The sequence below is a fragment of the Streptomyces noursei genome (genome assembly GCF_016917755.1).
In the GTDB taxonomy this organism is placed as follows: Bacteria; Actinomycetota; Actinomycetes; order Streptomycetales; family Streptomycetaceae; genus Streptomyces; species Streptomyces yunnanensis.
Genome location: NZ_CP070326.1, coordinates 272,677 through 289,080 on the forward strand (window position 1 = coordinate 272,677; position 16,404 = coordinate 289,080).

A 16,404-nucleotide genomic window follows, 5' to 3' on the forward strand; every position below is an offset into this window, starting at 1 on the left:
CTCCGAAGCTTTACAAACACGGTTGCTACGTCTTGACACGTACGTGCTGCGGCCATCAATAATCGGTGCCCGGATCATCCGCCAGTCGACCCCCGGTCGACCGATGAGTGTGCGCCAGAGTTCGCTGCACTGACCACGACCTTGTTGTGCGACAGAAGCGAGGAACACCGGTGGAATCGTGGTTCGACATGGCCCGTGCCGTGCCATCGGGGTGGCCCCGCACCTACTGCTTTGCGCATGCCGGTGGCCGGGCGCAGGCGTTTGTGGAATGGCAGGAGGCGTTGGCCGGAGTGACCGCACTGGTCGCGGTGACTCCGCCCGAGCGGACCGACATCGACACCGTATGCGACAGGGTCGCCGAGCTGATCGCCGCGCAACGCACCGGCCCGTTCCTGCTGTTCGGGCACAGCCTCGGGGGACTGATCGCCTTTGAGGTGGCCCGCAGGCTCGGCAACCGGCCCGCGCATCTGATCGCTTCCGGCTGTGTGGCGCCGAGTTTGCATCCGACGGCGCGGATGGTCGAGGTGGCGGGGCTCAGCGGACAGAGCCTCACCGAAGCGCTCGCCGTCTACGGCGGGTTGCGGCCGGAGATTCTGGCCGACCCGGAACTGCAGGACTTCATACTCCCCGACATCCGCGCCGACTTCGAAATGGTCGCGAGGTATCGGTATCGCCCCGCCGCCGCGCTGCCGTTCGGTGTCTCGCTCGTCAATGGTGAGGACGATCCGTTGGTCCACCGCGATGACCTGGTGGACTGGTCGCGGGAGTGCACGGGGAAGCCTGAAACGCGCTGGGCGACGGGTGGGCACTTCTTTTTCGAAGACCACCCCGAAGCGGTCACCGAAGCAATCCGCCGCGCGGCGGAGGCGTTGCCGGTCGAACTGATCTAGGTCCCGGCAGCGAGTGAGAAAGGGAAGCATGACCGACCAACACAGTAGTGCCGTCGCGTTTGCCGAACTGCAGCGATTAGCGGACCACTTCTTCCAGGGGCGCGCCGACCTCGACGACGCCGCCCACCGCCCCCAGGCAGGCTCCCAGGCGGGCCATGCCGAATCCAACGTGCTGCCGAGCGGGTCATGACCCCCGTCCACCTCGTCTCCCCCGGCTATGTGCTCGGCGAGATCGAGCAGGCACATCACGAGATTCCCGGCTTCGCCGCGCGTGCCCGGGAGTACGGCATGCAGCCGGACGCCGGGCTGTGGGGTTGGGGCACGGTCCATCGCACCGAGAGAGCGTTGGAGGAGTTGGTCGTCGAGGCCGGCAAGGCGGTCGCCGGCTCGGCGGACGTGGACTTCCTGGTGGTGTGCTCGACGCGGTTCCCCGGCGACGCGCACACCCATGGCGGGTTCATGGAGACGGTCCTGAACGGCCTCGGCCTCGACTGCCCGTTCCTCGGCCTGACCCTCAACCGCTGCACCAATCTGGTGAGCGGGCTCGGTGTGGCCGAGGCCCTGGTCCGAAGCGGCGCGTACCGCAACGTCCTGGTGATCACCGCGGACCGCTGCGCCTCGGAGTCCGCCCGGATGGAGAACTTCGCCCTCTTCAGCGACGGTGCCGCCGGGTGCCTGGTCACCGCGCACCCGGGCGAGTACGAGGTCCTCGGCTCGGCGAGTGCACAGGACCCCGGGGCGCTGGAGTGGCACAACGAGATCAGCGCGGACCTGTCGCGGCAGGTCAACGAGCTTCTGCTGGCTCCGCACGGACTGGTCCCAGGCGACCTGGCCGGCGTGTTGCACAACAACCTCTACGTGCCGATCGTCGTGATGAAGGAACGTTTGGCCGGATTCACTCCCGCGCAACTCGACACCACCAACACCGCCAGGACCGGCCACTGCTTCGCCGCCGACCCGCTGATCAATCTCGTCGACCGCCGCACCGAGCCGGGCGGTTACTACCTGCTCGCCGCGAGCGTGCCGGGGTCCCGCGCCGCCATGTTGCTGCGCAAGACCCCACCACGGCCCTGATCCGCACCGTCCGAGGCCAGTGTCCGGAGGTATCCATGTCTGCTTTCGCCCTGCCCGACACGTTCGTCGTAGCGCCCCTGTCCACTTCCGAGTTCGACCCGGCTGCCGTCGCGGCGGCCGGCGAGGTGATCGCCGCGGGCCCCGAGGCCGTCTACCACCGACTGGTCGGCGACCAGGAGTCGGAGGTGGCGTTCCTCCTCGCCCGGCATGTGCTGAATGGTTTCTCCACCTGTGCCCGGGGGCCTTCCGACCACGTAGCGGAGGCGCACGAGGCCGACCGGATCGCCGAGCGGACGGCCCAGGTGCGTCAGCAGATCACCACGATGCTGCAACCGCTGCGCGACGCCGAACCCCGGGTGCGCGAGGCCGTGGTGGCCCAGCGGGCGCCCCTGGCGCTGATCGGCGGCTGCTGGCTGGACTCGGTGTCCCAGCCCGCCACCCAGCCTTCGGCCGCGGTCAACCACCTGATACGCCATCAGTTTGCTTGGCGCGGCGAGGGCAATCCGCGGCGCGCCCTGCACCAGGTGCGCGGGCATGCCATGGAGGAACTGGGCGTCTACCTGCCGGACGTCACGGCCCCGGACTTCCTGCAGCGGGCCGAGTCGCGCCCGCTCACCGCATGGCACGGCGCCTACTACCTGAGCCTGGCCAGGCTGCCCGCGACGTTCCTGCCCGAGGTGGTCGGCACCCACTACGTCGTGGCGGCTCTCGGCATCGACGAACTGCTGCTCGGCACCCGGCCCATGCTCGACGCAGCGGATCTGCGGGCCGCCCTCGCCGACTACCTCGCACTGGCCCAGGCGCCGGTCAGAGCCAGAGTGGCGGCCGCGGTCGCACAGGCACTGGCCAGGGAGTTGGAGCACGCACGGCTGCTCGTCGATGTCGCCGCCTGGCATGCCGGCCTCTCGCTCGACGCGCAGGTCGCGCGGATCGTGGCCAGGCATGCCCCGTTCGCGGGCAAGCAGCACCGCAACGTCCGCGTCGGCGGCCGGCCGCTGACCGAGCACTTCGCCGATCCCGACTTCGACCTGGCCGCGTTCGTCGACGACTTCCGGAGCTCACGCCAGTTGCAGCCGCGTGCGGGTGGCTGCCGCTTCCTGCGGGCCATCAAGTTCGGCGGCCCCATGTTCGGCATCTTCGACGCGCGGGAGGCGGCGACCTTCGAGCAGTGGGCCACGGCGATCGCGGCCGGGGAGCTGCCCGGCGTCGCACTCACCCCGAACACGGCCGGTGACGATGCCGCACGCGCGCTTACGGCAGCGATCGGCGCGCCCCCGCCCGACGTGTGTCTGAAGGCCGCGGTCCGCAACGACGACCGCGACTTCCTGCACCGGCTGGTCAACATCGAGAACTTCCCCAACGCCCTGGCCCTCGCGCGCACCCACGCCGATGAGCAACTGGCCCGCGCCGAGCTGCTGTTCACCCACGGTGGCGACGGCGTCCTCACCGACGCGAGCTGGTTCGACTACTCGCCCTCGGCGCTCAACGCACGCGTCGACCGCATCTACTGGGACAAGCTGGTCGACCCGTACCGGCCGCTGACCGAGATCCCGGACCGCGACGAGGTCGTCTTCGGCCAGAAGACCTTCGCGCTCGGCAGCATGATCGACGGCGCGTGGGCGCACCGCATCGGCGCAACGGGCCGCTTCACCCGCCGCAGCGACGGCATGCTGTACTCGATCTACGCCGACGAGATGGGCCGCGGCGACGTCACCAAGAACCACATCACGCTGATCTACCAGGTGCTCGCGAGCATGGGGATCGAGGTGCCGCACCTGCGCGAGGCCGCCTTCCTCGACCAGGACGAACTGCCCGACCACCTCTACGGGTTCTCGCTGTTCCAGCTCAGTCTCGCGCTGTTCCCGGACTCCCGCTACGACGAGATCCTCGGCTACAACCTGGGCATCGAGATGTTCGGACTGGGCACCATGCGCATGCACGAGATGCAGAAGCTGCGCCACCACGGCTTCGACGTCGGCTACGAGGAGGCGCATCTGTCCATCGACAACGTCTCCGCCGGTCACGCGCGCCAGTCGGCCGAACTCATCATCGCCTATCTGCACGACGTGGCGCAGTTGTCCGGGGCCGACGCGGTGCCTGCGCACTGGCGGCGCATCTGGCGCGGTTACGCCTCCTTCGCCTACTTCATCGAGCACGAACTGGTGGCCGGCCTCGCCCGGCACGAGTCCGCGGACGTGATCATCTGATGCCCTCCCCCACCACCGTCCCCAGCACCTTCGACACCCATCTCCTCGCCCTGCCCCTGTACGAGGACCACCACCGCGAGCTGGCCCAACGCCTGGTGACCTGGTGCGCCGAGCAGCGGGAGGTGCTGGCCGGCGCCGGGCGGCCGGAAGCGGTCGGCCGGCGGATCCTGCGCGCGCTCGGGGACGGAGGTTGGCTGGCGTTCCTCGACGGTGGCCCCGACGACTACCGCGCACTGTGCCTGGCCCGGGAGGCGCTGGCCTACGCCGACGACCTCGCCGACTACGCGTTCTCCATCCAGGCACTGTCGGCCACCCCGCTCCGCCGGTTCGGCACCGACGAGCAGCGCCGCCGGTATCTGCCGGGACTGGCCGCCGGCACCCTGTGCGGCGCCTTCGCGGTGTCGGAGCAGGCCGCGGGTTCGGACGTCGCCGCGATCGGGCTGGCGGCGCGCGAGACCGCATCCGGCTGGCTGCTCAACGGTGCCAAGGCATGGATCGCCAACGCGGGCATCGCCGATGTGTACACGGTGATCGCGCGGACCGGCCCGGGGCCGGGCGCGTTCGGACTCAGCGCGTTCCTCGTCCCCTCGGACACCCCCGGTCTGCACGTCGAGCCGGTGCCGATGATCGCCCCGCGAGCCCTCGGCCATCTGGTCTTCGACGACTGTGCATTGCCGCCGGAGGCGTTGCTCGGCGCCCGCGGTGGCGGGTACCCGATCGCGATGGAGGTGCTGGGCCGGTTCCGGATGACGGTCGGCGCCGCCGCGCTCGGCTTCGCGCGCCGGGCCGCCGACGCGGCGCTGGCCAGGTCGCGGGAGCGGCCCATGCAGGGCGGGAAGCTGTTCGATCTGCCGACCGTGCGCGCCGCCTTCGCCGAGATGGAGGTCAAGCTCGACGCGGCCGCGCTGCTGGTGGCCCGGTCCGCCTGGGAGATCGACCGGGGCAGTCCCCGCTATGCCCGGCACTCCTCGGTGGCCAAGCTCTACGCCACCGAGGCCGCGCAGCAGATCGTGGACAGCGCGGTGCAGGTCTTCGGCGCGGCCGGACTGGTCCACGACAGCCTGTTGGAACGGCTGTACCGACAGATCAGGTCGCTGCGGATCTACGAGGGCTCGTCGGAGGTCCAGCGGGCGATCATCGCGGCGGCGATCGATCCGGACCGGACGCCCCGGGGCGAATCGTGACGCGGCCGGGTCCGGCGACGCTCGGCGCGGCGGCCACCCATCCCGATCCCTATCCGTTCTACGCCGATCTGGTGGCCGAGCGGCCCTTCGGCCGTGACGCCGACAGCGGGCTGTGGGTGGCGGCCGGCGCGGCGGCGGTGTCCGAGGTGCTCGCCGATCCGGTCCTCCGGGTCCGGCCGAGCGCCGAGCCGGTGCCGCGCGGCATCGTGGGCACCCCGGCCGGCGACGTGTTCGGCGAGCTGGTCCGGATGACCGACGGCGCCGCGCAGGCGCAGCGCCGGCGGAGCCTGATCACGGCGCTGGACGCGGTCACCGAGGAGCAGGTCGTCGCACTGGCCGGGGAGCAGGCCGCCCGTGCGACCGACTGGTGGGACCTGCAGTTCGGCGTTCCCGTACGGGTGGTGGCCGCGCTGCTGGGCGCGGGCGGGGACGTCCCGGTCGAGGCGGCCCGGCTGATCGGTGACTTCGTCCGCTGCATTCCGGCCTCGGCCACCGGCGAGGACCAGGCCGCCGCTGCCGTAGCGGCCGGGCATCTGCTGGACCTGCTCGGCCCGCACCTGCGTGCCGGGGGCGGCGGTCTGCTCGGCGCGCTGGTCCGTTTGTCCGCGCGTGATGGTTGGCCGCAGCCCGCCCCGCTCCTGGCCAATGTGATCGGTCTGCTCTCGCAGACCTACGACGCCACGGCGGGGTTGGTCGGCAACACCTTGCTCGCGCTGGCCCGGCACGGCCGACCGGACGATCTGGCGGCCTTCGTCGCGGAGGTGGTCCGGCACGACGCGCCCATCCAGAACACGCGTCGGTTCGCGGCCGGTGACACCACCGTCGCCGGTCACCACGTCCCGGCGGGCTCGACGATCGTGCTGCTGCTCGCTGCGGCCAACCGCGACCCGCTGGCCAATCCCGATCCGCACGCCTTCCGCCCCGGCAGGGCGGATCCGCAGGTGTTCACCTTCGGTCGGGGAGCCCACCGGTGCCCCGGCCGCGCCCTGGCCACCGCGATCACCGTCGGCGTGGCCTCCACGGTGACCGCGGCGCCCGTCCACGAGGGTCACCATCCCTCGTTCAACGCCCGCATCCCCGTCCTGAAAGGCCAGTTCCCATGACCCGATTACGGCTCAGGCACGCGGTGCGCGGCAGCGCACGAAGAGCGCCGCGGACACCGGCCGACGTGCCCGCGAAGCCGTGGCCCGGCGCCTGCCCGGCGCTCCGTCGGCCGTCCTCCCCACACGCCAGCGGGAGCGCCACCGGACTCACGAAGTCCTCGACCGGAAACGGGGGCGACGCACCATGATCGACAAGGACCACCACAGTGTGCTCGGCATCGGTGTCGGACCGGCCAACCTCAGCCTGGCCGCGCTGCTCTATCCGCACCGCGACCTGCCGAGCCTGTTCCTCGACCGCAAGGAAGCCTTCAGCTGGCACGACGGTCAGCAGATCCCCGGCACCACGCTGCAGGTCACGATGCTCAAGGACCTGGTCAGCCTGGCCGATCCGACCAGCAAGTTCTCCTTCCTCAACTACCTGCACGACCAAGGGCGGATCTACCACTTCGTCAACGCCCAGTTCGACGCCGTGCCGCGACAGGAGTTCCGCAACTACCTGGAGTGGGCGAGCTGGCGGATGAAGAACATCGTCTTCGGGCAGGAGGTGCAGTCGATCGACTTCGACGGTGTCTTCCGGGTGCACACCGACGAGCGGGTGCTGACCGCGGACAACATCGCCGTGGGCGTCGGCAACCGGCCCTGGATCCCGCCGGCCGCACAAGCCGGGCACTCCCGCAGCCAGTTCCACGTGTGCGACTTCGTCGAGCGGGCCGTCGACCTCGGCGGCAAGCGCGTCGTGGTGGTGGGCGGCGGGCAGTCGGGCGCCGAGGCGTACCTCGACCTGATCTCCCGCGAGGGCGACCAACTGCCCAGCCGGGTCTCGTGGTTCTCCCGACGCCGCAACTTCCTGCCGATCGACGACTCGCCGTTCACCAACGACTACTACATGCCGTGCTATTCGGAGTACTTCTACGGCCTGGAACGCGCGACCCGTGAGCGGATCAACCAGGAGAACGTGCTGTCCAGCGACGGCATCTCCGAGCCGACGCTGCGCGCGATCTACCAGCGCATCTACCACCACCGGTTCATCGCGCGCTCGCCCGGCCTGGTCCGGCTGTACCCGAACCGTGAGATCACCCGCGTGGCCAGGACCGGTGCGGGCTGGGAGCTGACGGTGGTCAACAGCGACCGCCCCGACCAGCCGCAGCGCGTGACCGCCGACGTGATCGTCTGGTCCACCGGCTTCCGCTCCGGGCTGCTGGACCTGCTGGCCCCCCTGACCGACCGGCTGGAGTGCGACAACGGCGAGTACCAGGTGGACCGGGACTTCGCGGTGCGCTGGGACGGCCCGCCGGACCGCAACATCTTCGTCCAGAACGCGACCCCCGCCCAACGCGGTCTCGCCGACAAGAACCTGAGCCTGCTGGCGTGGCGCAGCCAGCGCATCGTCGACCGTCTGCGCGGTGTGCAGCGGGAAGAACAACTCTCCTCCTTCGTCGCATGGGCGGACGAAGGCAGCGAGGAGGGCGAGTTGCGAGGGAGGGTGTGAGATGAGTCTGGGCACGGTCGCGGTGATCGGCGGCGGCATCATCGGCTGCCTGGTGGCCCGACGGATCGTCCACGAGCACCCGGCGAGCACGGTGCTGCTCCTGGACCGGGATCAGGTGGGTTGCGGCGCCAGCAGACGCTCGGCCGGACTGCACTTCCCCCGCGGCACGACCGAGCGCGTGCGCCGCATGTCGGAATACAGCCAGGAGTTCTACGAGAAGCTCAGGGCCGACCGGCCCGCCGTGCCGATCCATCCGGTCGGCATGTCGCTGGTGTCGCGGGCCGACCGCGACGAGTTGGAGAGGATCTACGCCCGACCGGTCCGCCGGGACGACGCCCCGGCCGCGCTCGACGCCTGTGGCGCCGAGGTCCGCGTACCACCGAGTACGTCGGTGTGGGACGTCCCGGGCGCGCAGTACGCCGATGTGCACCGCCTGGTCCAGGCGCTGGTCTCCGAGCTGCGCCCGCGCGTCGACGTGCGCGAGGGGGTCCGGGTCACCGCGTTGGAGCCCGACGACGGCGGTGTGCGGCTCGGACTCGGCACGGGTGAGCGGTTGGCGGTCGACCGGGTGGTGTTGGCGCCGGGACCGTGGCTGGGCGAGCCCGCGTGGGCCGAGCGGGTGGCACCGCTGGGAGCCCGGGTCAAGCGGATCGTCGCCCTGCACATCGAGCACCCCGCGGACGAGAAGGACCGGGCGGTCGTCCTCCACGACGAGGACGCCTTCCTGCTCCCGCTGGCCTACCGCGGGCACTGGCTGTTCAGCTACACCTGTCAGGACTGGGACGTCGATCCCGACCGGGTCGGCGTCGGTCTGGCCGCGCACGACGTGGAGCAGGCCCGCGCATGCCTGGGCCGCTACGCGCCCTCGCTCGCCTCGCGCTGCACGACCGGTCGCGTCTTCTGCGACGCCTACAGCACGTCCCGGCAGCCCTTGCTGCGCCGACTCGACCCGGACGGCCGGGTGGTGTTCGCAGGCGCGGCCAACGGATCCGGATATCGCCTCGCCCCGGCCATCGCCGCCGAGGCGGTCCAGTTGATCGACCAGAGTGTGAAGGGGAGTCTGCGTTGAGAATCGACACCTTCGACCCCGCGACGCTCAGCGATGCCTTCGGGATCGACATGAGCACGATCGACCTGCCCGGTGTCGCCGGGTTGGGTGCGGGGTGGGGCCGGGTGCCGCCGGGCGGGCGCTCCGAGCCGCACCAGCACGACGAGATCGAGATGTTCGTCATCGTGTCCGGCACCGGCGAGATCGTGGTGGACGGGGCGCGCCATCCGGTGGGTCCGGGCACCGTCGTCAAGTTCGACCCGTTCGAGACCCACGTGATCGACAACACCGGTGACGGCGACGTGGTGTTCGTGACCTGCTACTGGCGCGAGCCCCGGCATGCCGGCGAGGTGGCCACGCGTCCCGGCCGGCGGCGTTTCGGGCAGCGTCCGGTGTTCGTCTTCTCCACCCCGCCGACCCCCAACGGCGATCTGCACCTGGGGCACCTGTCCGGGCCGTACCTCGGCGCGGACGCGTTCGTCCGGTTCCAGCGCATGAACGGGGTGCGGGCCTGGCATCTGACCGGCAGCGACGACCACCAGAGCTATGTGGTGGCCAAGGCGGCGCAGGAGGGGAGCACTCCCGAGCAGGTCGCCGCGCACTACGGCGCCGAGATCGCCAGGACGCTGGAGTCGATGGACATCCGGCCCGACCAGTTCACGGTGACCCGTACGGACGCCGGATACCGCCAGGGGCTGCGCGACTTCTTCGCCGCGTTGGAGACGTCCGGCCAGGTGGCCCGGCGCGAGCTGCCGGCGCTGTTCGACGGGAAGACCGGCCGCTACCTCTACGAGGTCGATGTGTCCGGGACCTGCCCGTCCTGCAAGGCCGGCACCAACGGCAACATCTGCGAGGAGTGCGGCGAGCCCAACACCGTCGCCGACCTCGTCGAGGCACGGAGCCGGGACTCGGACACGGTGCGGGCCGAGGGCCTGGCCCGGCACGCGCTGGCGCTGCACGAGTTCCGCGAGGACGTCGCCCGGCACCACCAACTCGGCCGGGTCCCCGCCCGGCTGCGCGAACTGGCCCAACGGGTCTTCGCCCGGGAGACCTTCGATCTGCCGCTGACCCACCCCGCGCAGTGGGGCGTCCCCCCGCGGGACGCCGATGACCAGGTGATCTGGGTGTGGCCGGAGATGTCGTACGGCTTCCTGCACGGCATCGGGCAGCTCGGCGCCCGGATCGGCGAGCAGTGGCAGGCGCACAAGCCGGAGCAGGACTGGAAGATCGTCCACTTCTTCGGCTACGACAACAGCTTCTACCACGCGATCCTCTACCCGGTGCTGTACCAGCTGGCGTTCCCGCACTGGCAGCCGGACATCGACTACCACGTCAACGAGTTCTATCTGCTGGACGACCAGAAGTTCTCCACCAGCCGGCGGCACGCGGTGTGGGGCAAGGACCTGCTGTGCCCGGAGACGGTGGACGCGGTGCGGTTCTACCTCTCCCGTACGCGCCCGGAGGGCGAGCGCACCAACTTCGAACGGGACGCCTACACCGCGACCGTGCGCGAGGTGCTGATCGAGGGGTGGCAGGGCTGGCTCGACGACCTCGACCGGCGGCTGAAGGCGCGCTACGGCGGTGTGGTGCCGGACGCCGGGACCTGGACGCCCGAGCACACCGCGTTCTACGCCCTGCTCGGCAGGCGCCTGGCAGCCGTGACCGCGCACCTGGGCCAGGACGGGTTCTCCCTGCGGGCGGCCACCGCCGAGTTGGAGGGCATCGTCACCGACGCGCGGGCGTTCGCCGGGCGTGAGGCGGGGCTCGCCGACGCGGCCGGCTGGCAGTCGGAGAACCGCACGGCGATGGCGTTGGAAGTCGCCGCGGCCCGGCTGCTGTCCAAGGTCGCCACACCGGTCATGCCGCGCTTCGCCGAGCGCCTCGCCGCGCTGCTCGGCGAGCGCGAGCCGGCCTGGCCCACCACTGTGGACCTGGTTCCGGCCGGGACCGCAGTGGACCTGAGCGGGCAGGTGTTCTTCGCCGCCGAGCCGACCTCCGCGCAGCCGGCGGAGGCGGCGCCGGACCCGCTGCCCTGGCTCGCCGACCTGGTCCGCACGACGCTCGGCCTGCCTGCGGAGGCCGTGGTGGCCGACAAGACCCTGCTCGAACTCGGCGCGTCCTCGTTGCAGGCGGTCGCGGTGCAGTACCAGATCCTGGAACGACTGGACCTCGACATACCGATGGCGGAGCTGCTCTCCGAGCGGAACATCGGCACGCTCGGCCGCGACCTGGCCCAGGAGGTGGCCCGATGAGCGACTACCTGGCGGTGTTGGAGGAGGTCGGCGCCCGCGGTCTGAACCTCGTCGCGGCCGGTCAGGACCTGCGGCTGCAGGGGCCGCGCGAGCGCGTGGACGCCGATCTCGTCGGCCGGATCAAGGCCGTCAAGGCCGAGCTGTTGGCCCATCTCACCCCGGACCCCGGGTTCGCGCTGACGCCGTTGCAACGGGGCTATCTCGCCGGCCGCGACGAGGTGTTCGAGCTGGGCAACGTGGCCAGTTACGTCTACCACGAGATCGAGGGGCGCTGGGACGTCGACCGGCTCCAGGAGGCGCTCGACGCCGTGGTCGCGCGGCACGACTGCCTGCGCTCCCGCTTCACCCCGGCGCAGACCCAGGTCCGGCAGCCGCCGGTGCGGGTCCGCATCGACCAGGTCGACCTGCGGGACGACGACGGCACCGGACTGGCCGCGCAACGCGCGCGCTGGACCCACCGGATGCTGCCGACCGTCCAGGCCCCGCTGCTGGCGGCCGAGGTGTCGCTGCTGGCCGGGGACCGCATGCTGCTGCATGTCGGGCACGACGGCCTGGTCATGGACGGGATCAGCATGTTCCTGTTCTTCCGCGAGTGGTGGGCGCACTACCGGCAGGAGCGGCCGCCGGTCGACGAGGAAGCCTCCTTCGAGTCCTATGTGGCCGCGCTGGAGGCCGCCCGCACCCGCAAGCCCTACGCCCGGGCCAAGGCGTACTGGCTGGAGCGGCTGGAGAGCGGCACCTTGTACGGGCACCCGGAACTCCCGCTGGCCAAGAGCCCCTCCGCGATCACCACACCGCGCTTCACCCAGCGGGTCGTGCGGGTGCCGGCGCCCCGCTGGACGGTCCTCAAGGAACACGCCGCCGCGGCCGGTGTCACCCCGTCCGGGCTGTTGTTCGCCGCCTATGCCGAGACGCTGGCGTGCTGGGGCGCCGGCCCGCGGTTCACGCTGACCACCACGGTGGCCAACCGGCCGCCGATCCACCCGCGCATCCTGGAGTCGATCGGGCAGTACAGCGACCCGGTCCTCGTCTCGGTCGAACTGGACCGCGGCGTGCCGTTCGCCGAGCGGGCCAAGGCACTGCAGGAGCGGCTGCGCACCGACGTGGACAACCGCCACTTCTCCGGCGTCGAGGTGCTGCGGGAACTGGGCCTGCGCAGCGGCGGGCAGCCACGCATGCCGTTCACCTTCAACAGCGCCATCGGCTATCCGCTCGCGGACGTGGACGGTTCCGCGCTGGAGCTGTTCGGGCCCGAGGTGCACACCGTCAGCCAGACACCGCAGACCTGGCTGAACGTGTTCGCCATGGAGCAGCACGGCGGCGTGGTCGTCCAACTCGACGGCGTCGACGAGCTGTTCCCGCCGGGCCTGCTGGACGATCTGGCGCAGGGGTACCAGTGCCTGCTCGACCGGCTCGCCGACGGCGGCGCGTGGCACAACCACTGGTTCGACCTGCTCCCCGCCGAGCAGCGGGCGCGCCGGCACGCCGCCAACGACACCGACCGGCCACGGCCGCTGGAGCTGCTGCACGCGCCGTTCGCCGCCCAGGTGCGCCGCGCTCCCCGGGCGCCGGCGGTGATCACCTCGACCGGCGAGCTCAGCTACGCCGAGCTGTATCGGCGGGCCTGTGCCGTGGCGGCCTGGCTGCGCGACCACGGCGTGGGCCGTGAGGAGCTCGTCGGCCTGGTCATGACGCGCGGCCCCGAGCAGGTAGTCGGCATCATGGGCACCCTCCTGGCGGGCGCGGCCTATCTGCCCGTCGACGCAGATCTGCCCGCGCGCCGGCAGCAGGAGCTGCTCGACGGCGGCGAGGTGCGGTGCGTGCTCACCAACGCCGGCTGGAGCGACCCGGCCGACCGCCGCCCGGTGCTGGCGCTGGACCGCGACACCGCACCCGGCGACGGGCCGGCCCCCTCCCCCCTCCCCGGGGCGAACCCCGACGACCTCGCCTACGTACTGCCGACATCGGGCACGGCCGGCACACCCAAGGGCGTCATGGTCAGCCACCGCAGCGTGGCCAACGTCGTCGCGGACTGCAGCCGCCGTTTCGGCGTCGGTCCGCACGACCGGCTGTTCGCGATCAGCGCGTTCAGCTTCGACCTCTCCGTCTACGACGTGTTCGGGGCGCTCTCCGCCGGTGCCGCGCTGGTCATGCCCGACCACGACCGGGCCGCCGACCCCGCGCACTGGCTGGCGATGTGCGAGCGCGGAAGGGTCACGGTGTGGAACTCGGTGCCACAGATCGTGGCGCTGCTGCACGACCAGGCACGCGCGGACGGCCTCGCGCCCCTCGCCGACCTGCGGTTGGTGATGATGAGCGGCGACCGGATCCCGTCGGAACTCCCGGCGGCCCTGCGCGCGACCCTGCCGGATCTCGACGTGGTCGCGCTCGGCGGCCCGACCGAGACGACGATCTGGAACGTCGTCCACCCGATCGGCCCGGACGACGACGGCTCGCAGCCGATTCCCTACGGGCGGCCCAACGACAACAACACGGCGTACGTACTCGACGAGGACGGCCTGGACCTGCCGGACTGGGTACCCGGCGAGATCTTCGCCGCGGGCACCGGCCTGGCCCGCGGGTACTGGAAGGACGAGCGGGCGACCGGCGAGAAGTTCCACCACGACCGGCGTCGGGGGGTGCGGCTGTACCGCACCGGCGACCGCGGTCGCTATCTGCCGTCCGGGGAGATCGACATCCTCGGCCGCGCGGACTTCCAGATCAAGCTCAACGGCTACCGCATCGAACCGGGCGAGATCGAGACGCGCCTGGTCGCGCTGCCCGGCGTCCGGCAGGCGGTGGTGGTCCGCCGGCCCGGCAGCCGCGGCGACCAGTTGGTCGCGCACCTGGTGCCGGGCGAGGGGGATCATCCGGTGCCCGACGGCGAGCGGCGACGCCTGGAGGACGAGCTGCGCGCGGCGCTGCACGAGCAACTGCCCGCGTACATGGTTCCGTCCGTCGTGGTGTGGCACGAGCGGCTGCCGCTGACCGCGAACGGCAAGGTCGACCGGTCGCAGCTGGCCACGGACGAGGCGCTCCCCGCCGACCCCGCCCCGTCCGGCGACACCGCACTGGCGGAGGGCGTCGAACAGGAACTGGCCGAGCTGTGGGCGGGCGTGCTCAAGCTGCCCGAGGTGGACGCGCTGACCCCGCTGACCGAACTCGGCGCCGACTCGCTCGCCGCGGCACGCATCCTGGCCGGGGTGCGCAAGCGGTACAAGGTCACCATTCCCCTCTCGGAGCTGGTCCGGCTCAACACGGTGCGGGCCATGGCCGCGCGGATCGGACGGGCCGCATGAGCGTCGTCAACCAGGTGATCAGCGGTCCCCCGCAGCCGGGCAACCGCCTGTCCGTGGCCCGGCTCGGTGCCCTGGAGTCATGGGACCTGACCGAGGTCTGGGAGATGTCGGGCCGGGTCGCCGGGCACCTGCTCGACCTGGGCGTCCGGCCGGGTGACCGGATCGGCGTCCTCGCGGCGAACTCGCTGGAGTGGGTGCTGCTCGATCTGGCCGCGCTGCGGATCAAGGCGGTGACCGCCGGATTCGACCCGGGCAAGTTCGACTCGGCCGGGGCCGAACTCGCCGCCCGCTACGGCCTCGCGGTGCTCTTCACCGACCAGCACGAGACGGCCGAGCGGGTGCGTCCGATCACCGAGCTGCGCGGGCTCGCCCCCGCGAAGGCGGAGCTGCCGACGGTGCGGTGGGAACCCGGCGAGGCCCCGGCGCTGAAGTTCACCTCCGGCAGCAGCGGCCCCGCCAAGTCGCTGCTGGCCAGTGCGGGAAGCATCGACAGCTCGCTCGCCGCGGTGCAGGAGATCTTCGCCCACGGCCCCGGCGACGACCTCTTCGTCTTCCTCCCGCTCTCCCTGCTCCAGCAGCGCTACTGGGTGTACTCGGCGCTCGTGTTCGGCCACGACATCACGATCAGCACCTACGAAGCGGCATTCACCACCCTGCGCACGACGCGGCCGACGGTGGTGATGGGCGTGCCCGGCTTCTACGAGACGGTGCGCGCCCACATGCAGGCCGGCGCCGCACGCACCGGGGCCTCGCCCGCCGACCTGGCCACCGAGGTCTTCGGCGACCGGATCCGCTACCTCTGGACCGGCTCGGCGCCCGCGAACCCGGCCACCCTGCGGTACTTCACCGACGCCGGGTTGCCGATCTTCGAGGGCTACGGGCTCAACGAAACCTGCATCGTGACCAAGAACCATCCCGGCGGGCACCGGCCGGGCAGCGTCGGCCGGGTGCTGCCGGGAAAGGAGGTCCTCATCGACGCGGACGGCGTGATCCACGTCCGCAGCGAACATCCGGTGGCCACCCGCTACGAGCACGCGGAAGCGGGCGACTCGGAGAAGATGTTCCGGCCCGGCGGGGTCGTGCGCACAGGTGACGTCGGCCATCTCGACGAGGACGGCTATCTGTTCGTGCACGGCCGGGCCGACGACGTGATCGTGCTGGAGAACGGCAAGAAGATCGTCGTGCGGCGGATCGAGGAACGCCTCAAGACCCATCCGGCGATCGAGGACTGCGTGGTGACCAACCCGTCCCAGCGACAGCTCGTCGCCATCGTCTCCCCCAGCACGTACCCGATGGACACCGCGCTGGTCGCGGCGGCGCTGCAGGAGGCCAACGCCGCCCTCGACCACGACGAACAGCTCGCCAAAGCCGTTCTGGCGGAGCGGTTCACCATCGACAACGGGCTGCTCAGCTCCCAGTTCAAGCCCCGTCGCAAGGAGATCGAGGCGCGGTACCGCGGCCTCGTCGTCGACCCCGAGGAGGGAATTCGTGCCTGACGCGATCGAAACGGCGGCCCGCTCCGCGTTGGCCCAGGTCCTGCCGCAGGACCTGCCGCCCGAGGCCATCGACCCCGACGCGGATCTCGAACACCTCGGCCTCACCTCACTGAACAAGGTGCTGTTCCTGACCTCGGTGTGCGACCGGGTCCAGGTCGGGCTGCACCACTTCACCGAACACGACCTCGCCGCGATGCGCACCCTCGGGCAGGTCGTCACCGCACTGTCCCGGCACGCCGAGGTGCACTGAGCCGCACCGCGGCGATGTCCGCACCCCGGTGAACCAGCGAACGCGACATCACCTGCCCCCTCACCACCATCCACCCGCACGTCAACTTGTATTTTTCTGTGGGCAGTTGGCA

Annotated in this window: 12 protein-coding genes; all 12 read left to right on the forward strand. The window is 71.2% G+C overall.

What is annotated here, in order from left to right:
* Nucleotides 1–170 precede the first annotated feature (170 nt).
* The 12 genes from JNO44_RS00920 (at nucleotide 171) to JNO44_RS00975 (ending at nucleotide 16,292) form a co-directional block, all read left to right on the forward strand.
* The gene (locus tag JNO44_RS00920) at nucleotides 171–890 is read left to right on the forward strand and encodes a thioesterase II family protein (protein ID WP_235091904.1); all 720 of its coding nucleotides are present in this window, start codon (nucleotides 171–173) and stop codon (nucleotides 888–890) included.
* A 28-nt stretch (nucleotides 891–918) separates the two neighbouring features.
* Nucleotides 919–1,080: a hypothetical protein gene (locus JNO44_RS00925; protein WP_205360476.1), complete on the forward strand. Its 162-nt coding sequence runs from the start codon at nucleotides 919–921 to the stop codon at nucleotides 1,078–1,080.
* Nucleotides 1,077–1,964 carry a beta-ketoacyl-[acyl-carrier-protein] synthase family protein gene (locus tag JNO44_RS00930; RefSeq protein ID WP_205360478.1) on the forward strand — a complete coding sequence of 296 codons (888 nt, stop codon included), beginning with the start codon at nucleotides 1,077–1,079 and terminating at the stop codon, nucleotides 1,962–1,964. The genes JNO44_RS00925 and JNO44_RS00930 overlap by 4 nt, the downstream gene beginning before the upstream one ends.
* 35 nt (nucleotides 1,965–1,999) lie before the next feature.
* Entirely contained in the window at nucleotides 2,000–4,171 is a 2,172-nt protein-coding gene (locus tag JNO44_RS00935; protein ID WP_205360480.1) for an iron-containing redox enzyme family protein, read from the forward strand.
* The gene (locus JNO44_RS00940; protein WP_205360482.1) at nucleotides 4,171–5,355 is read left to right on the forward strand and encodes an acyl-CoA dehydrogenase family protein; all 1,185 of its coding nucleotides are present in this window, start codon (nucleotides 4,171–4,173) and stop codon (nucleotides 5,353–5,355) included. Before JNO44_RS00935 ends, JNO44_RS00940 begins: the two co-directional genes overlap by 1 nt.
* Nucleotides 5,352–6,458, forward strand: a complete 1,107-nt coding sequence (locus JNO44_RS00945; RefSeq protein WP_205360484.1) for a cytochrome P450 — start codon at nucleotides 5,352–5,354, stop codon at nucleotides 6,456–6,458. The genes JNO44_RS00940 and JNO44_RS00945 overlap by 4 nt, the downstream gene beginning before the upstream one ends.
* A 184-nt stretch (nucleotides 6,459–6,642) precedes the next feature.
* Nucleotides 6,643–7,947, forward strand: a complete 1,305-nt coding sequence (locus JNO44_RS00950) for a lysine N(6)-hydroxylase/L-ornithine N(5)-oxygenase family protein (protein ID WP_205360486.1) — start codon at nucleotides 6,643–6,645, stop codon at nucleotides 7,945–7,947.
* Between the two features lies 1 nt (nucleotide 7,948).
* A complete protein-coding gene (locus tag JNO44_RS00955; RefSeq protein ID WP_205360488.1) occupies nucleotides 7,949–9,016 on the forward strand; it encodes an NAD(P)/FAD-dependent oxidoreductase in 1,068 nt (355 codons plus the stop codon).
* Complete coding sequence (locus JNO44_RS00960) at nucleotides 9,013–11,247, forward strand: class I tRNA ligase family protein (protein WP_205360490.1); 2,235 nt, start codon at nucleotides 9,013–9,015, stop codon at nucleotides 11,245–11,247. Before JNO44_RS00955 ends, JNO44_RS00960 begins: the two co-directional genes overlap by 4 nt.
* Nucleotides 11,244–14,546: a non-ribosomal peptide synthetase gene (locus JNO44_RS00965; RefSeq protein WP_205360492.1), complete on the forward strand. Its 3,303-nt coding sequence runs from the start codon at nucleotides 11,244–11,246 to the stop codon at nucleotides 14,544–14,546. Before JNO44_RS00960 ends, JNO44_RS00965 begins: the two co-directional genes overlap by 4 nt.
* Nucleotides 14,543–16,042: an AMP-binding protein gene (locus JNO44_RS00970; protein WP_205360495.1), complete on the forward strand. Its 1,500-nt coding sequence runs from the start codon at nucleotides 14,543–14,545 to the stop codon at nucleotides 16,040–16,042. The genes JNO44_RS00965 and JNO44_RS00970 overlap by 4 nt, the downstream gene beginning before the upstream one ends.
* Nucleotides 16,035–16,292: an acyl carrier protein gene (locus JNO44_RS00975; protein WP_039639508.1), complete on the forward strand. Its 258-nt coding sequence runs from the start codon at nucleotides 16,035–16,037 to the stop codon at nucleotides 16,290–16,292. The genes JNO44_RS00970 and JNO44_RS00975 overlap by 8 nt, the downstream gene beginning before the upstream one ends.
* Nucleotides 16,293–16,404: the final 112 nt, after the last annotated feature.

Excerpts from the sequence above, each read along its gene's own strand:
- JNO44_RS00925 (WP_205360476.1), top strand. The coding sequence starts at position 919 with ATGACCGACCAACACAGTAGTGCCGTCGCGTTTGCCGAACTGCAGCGA.
- JNO44_RS00940 (WP_205360482.1), top strand. The coding sequence starts at position 4,171 with ATGCCCTCCCCCACCACCGTCCCCAGCACCTTCGACACCCATCTCCTC.
- JNO44_RS00955 (WP_205360488.1), top strand. The coding sequence starts at position 7,949 with ATGAGTCTGGGCACGGTCGCGGTGATCGGCGGCGGCATCATCGGCTGC.
- JNO44_RS00970 (WP_205360495.1), top strand. The coding sequence starts at position 14,543 with ATGAGCGTCGTCAACCAGGTGATCAGCGGTCCCCCGCAGCCGGGCAAC.
- JNO44_RS00965 (WP_205360492.1), top strand. The coding sequence starts at position 11,244 with ATGAGCGACTACCTGGCGGTGTTGGAGGAGGTCGGCGCCCGCGGTCTG.
- JNO44_RS00935 (WP_205360480.1), top strand. The coding sequence starts at position 2,000 with ATGTCTGCTTTCGCCCTGCCCGACACGTTCGTCGTAGCGCCCCTGTCC.
- JNO44_RS00930 (WP_205360478.1), top strand. The coding sequence starts at position 1,077 with ATGACCCCCGTCCACCTCGTCTCCCCCGGCTATGTGCTCGGCGAGATC.
- JNO44_RS00950 (WP_205360486.1), top strand. The coding sequence starts at position 6,643 with ATGATCGACAAGGACCACCACAGTGTGCTCGGCATCGGTGTCGGACCG.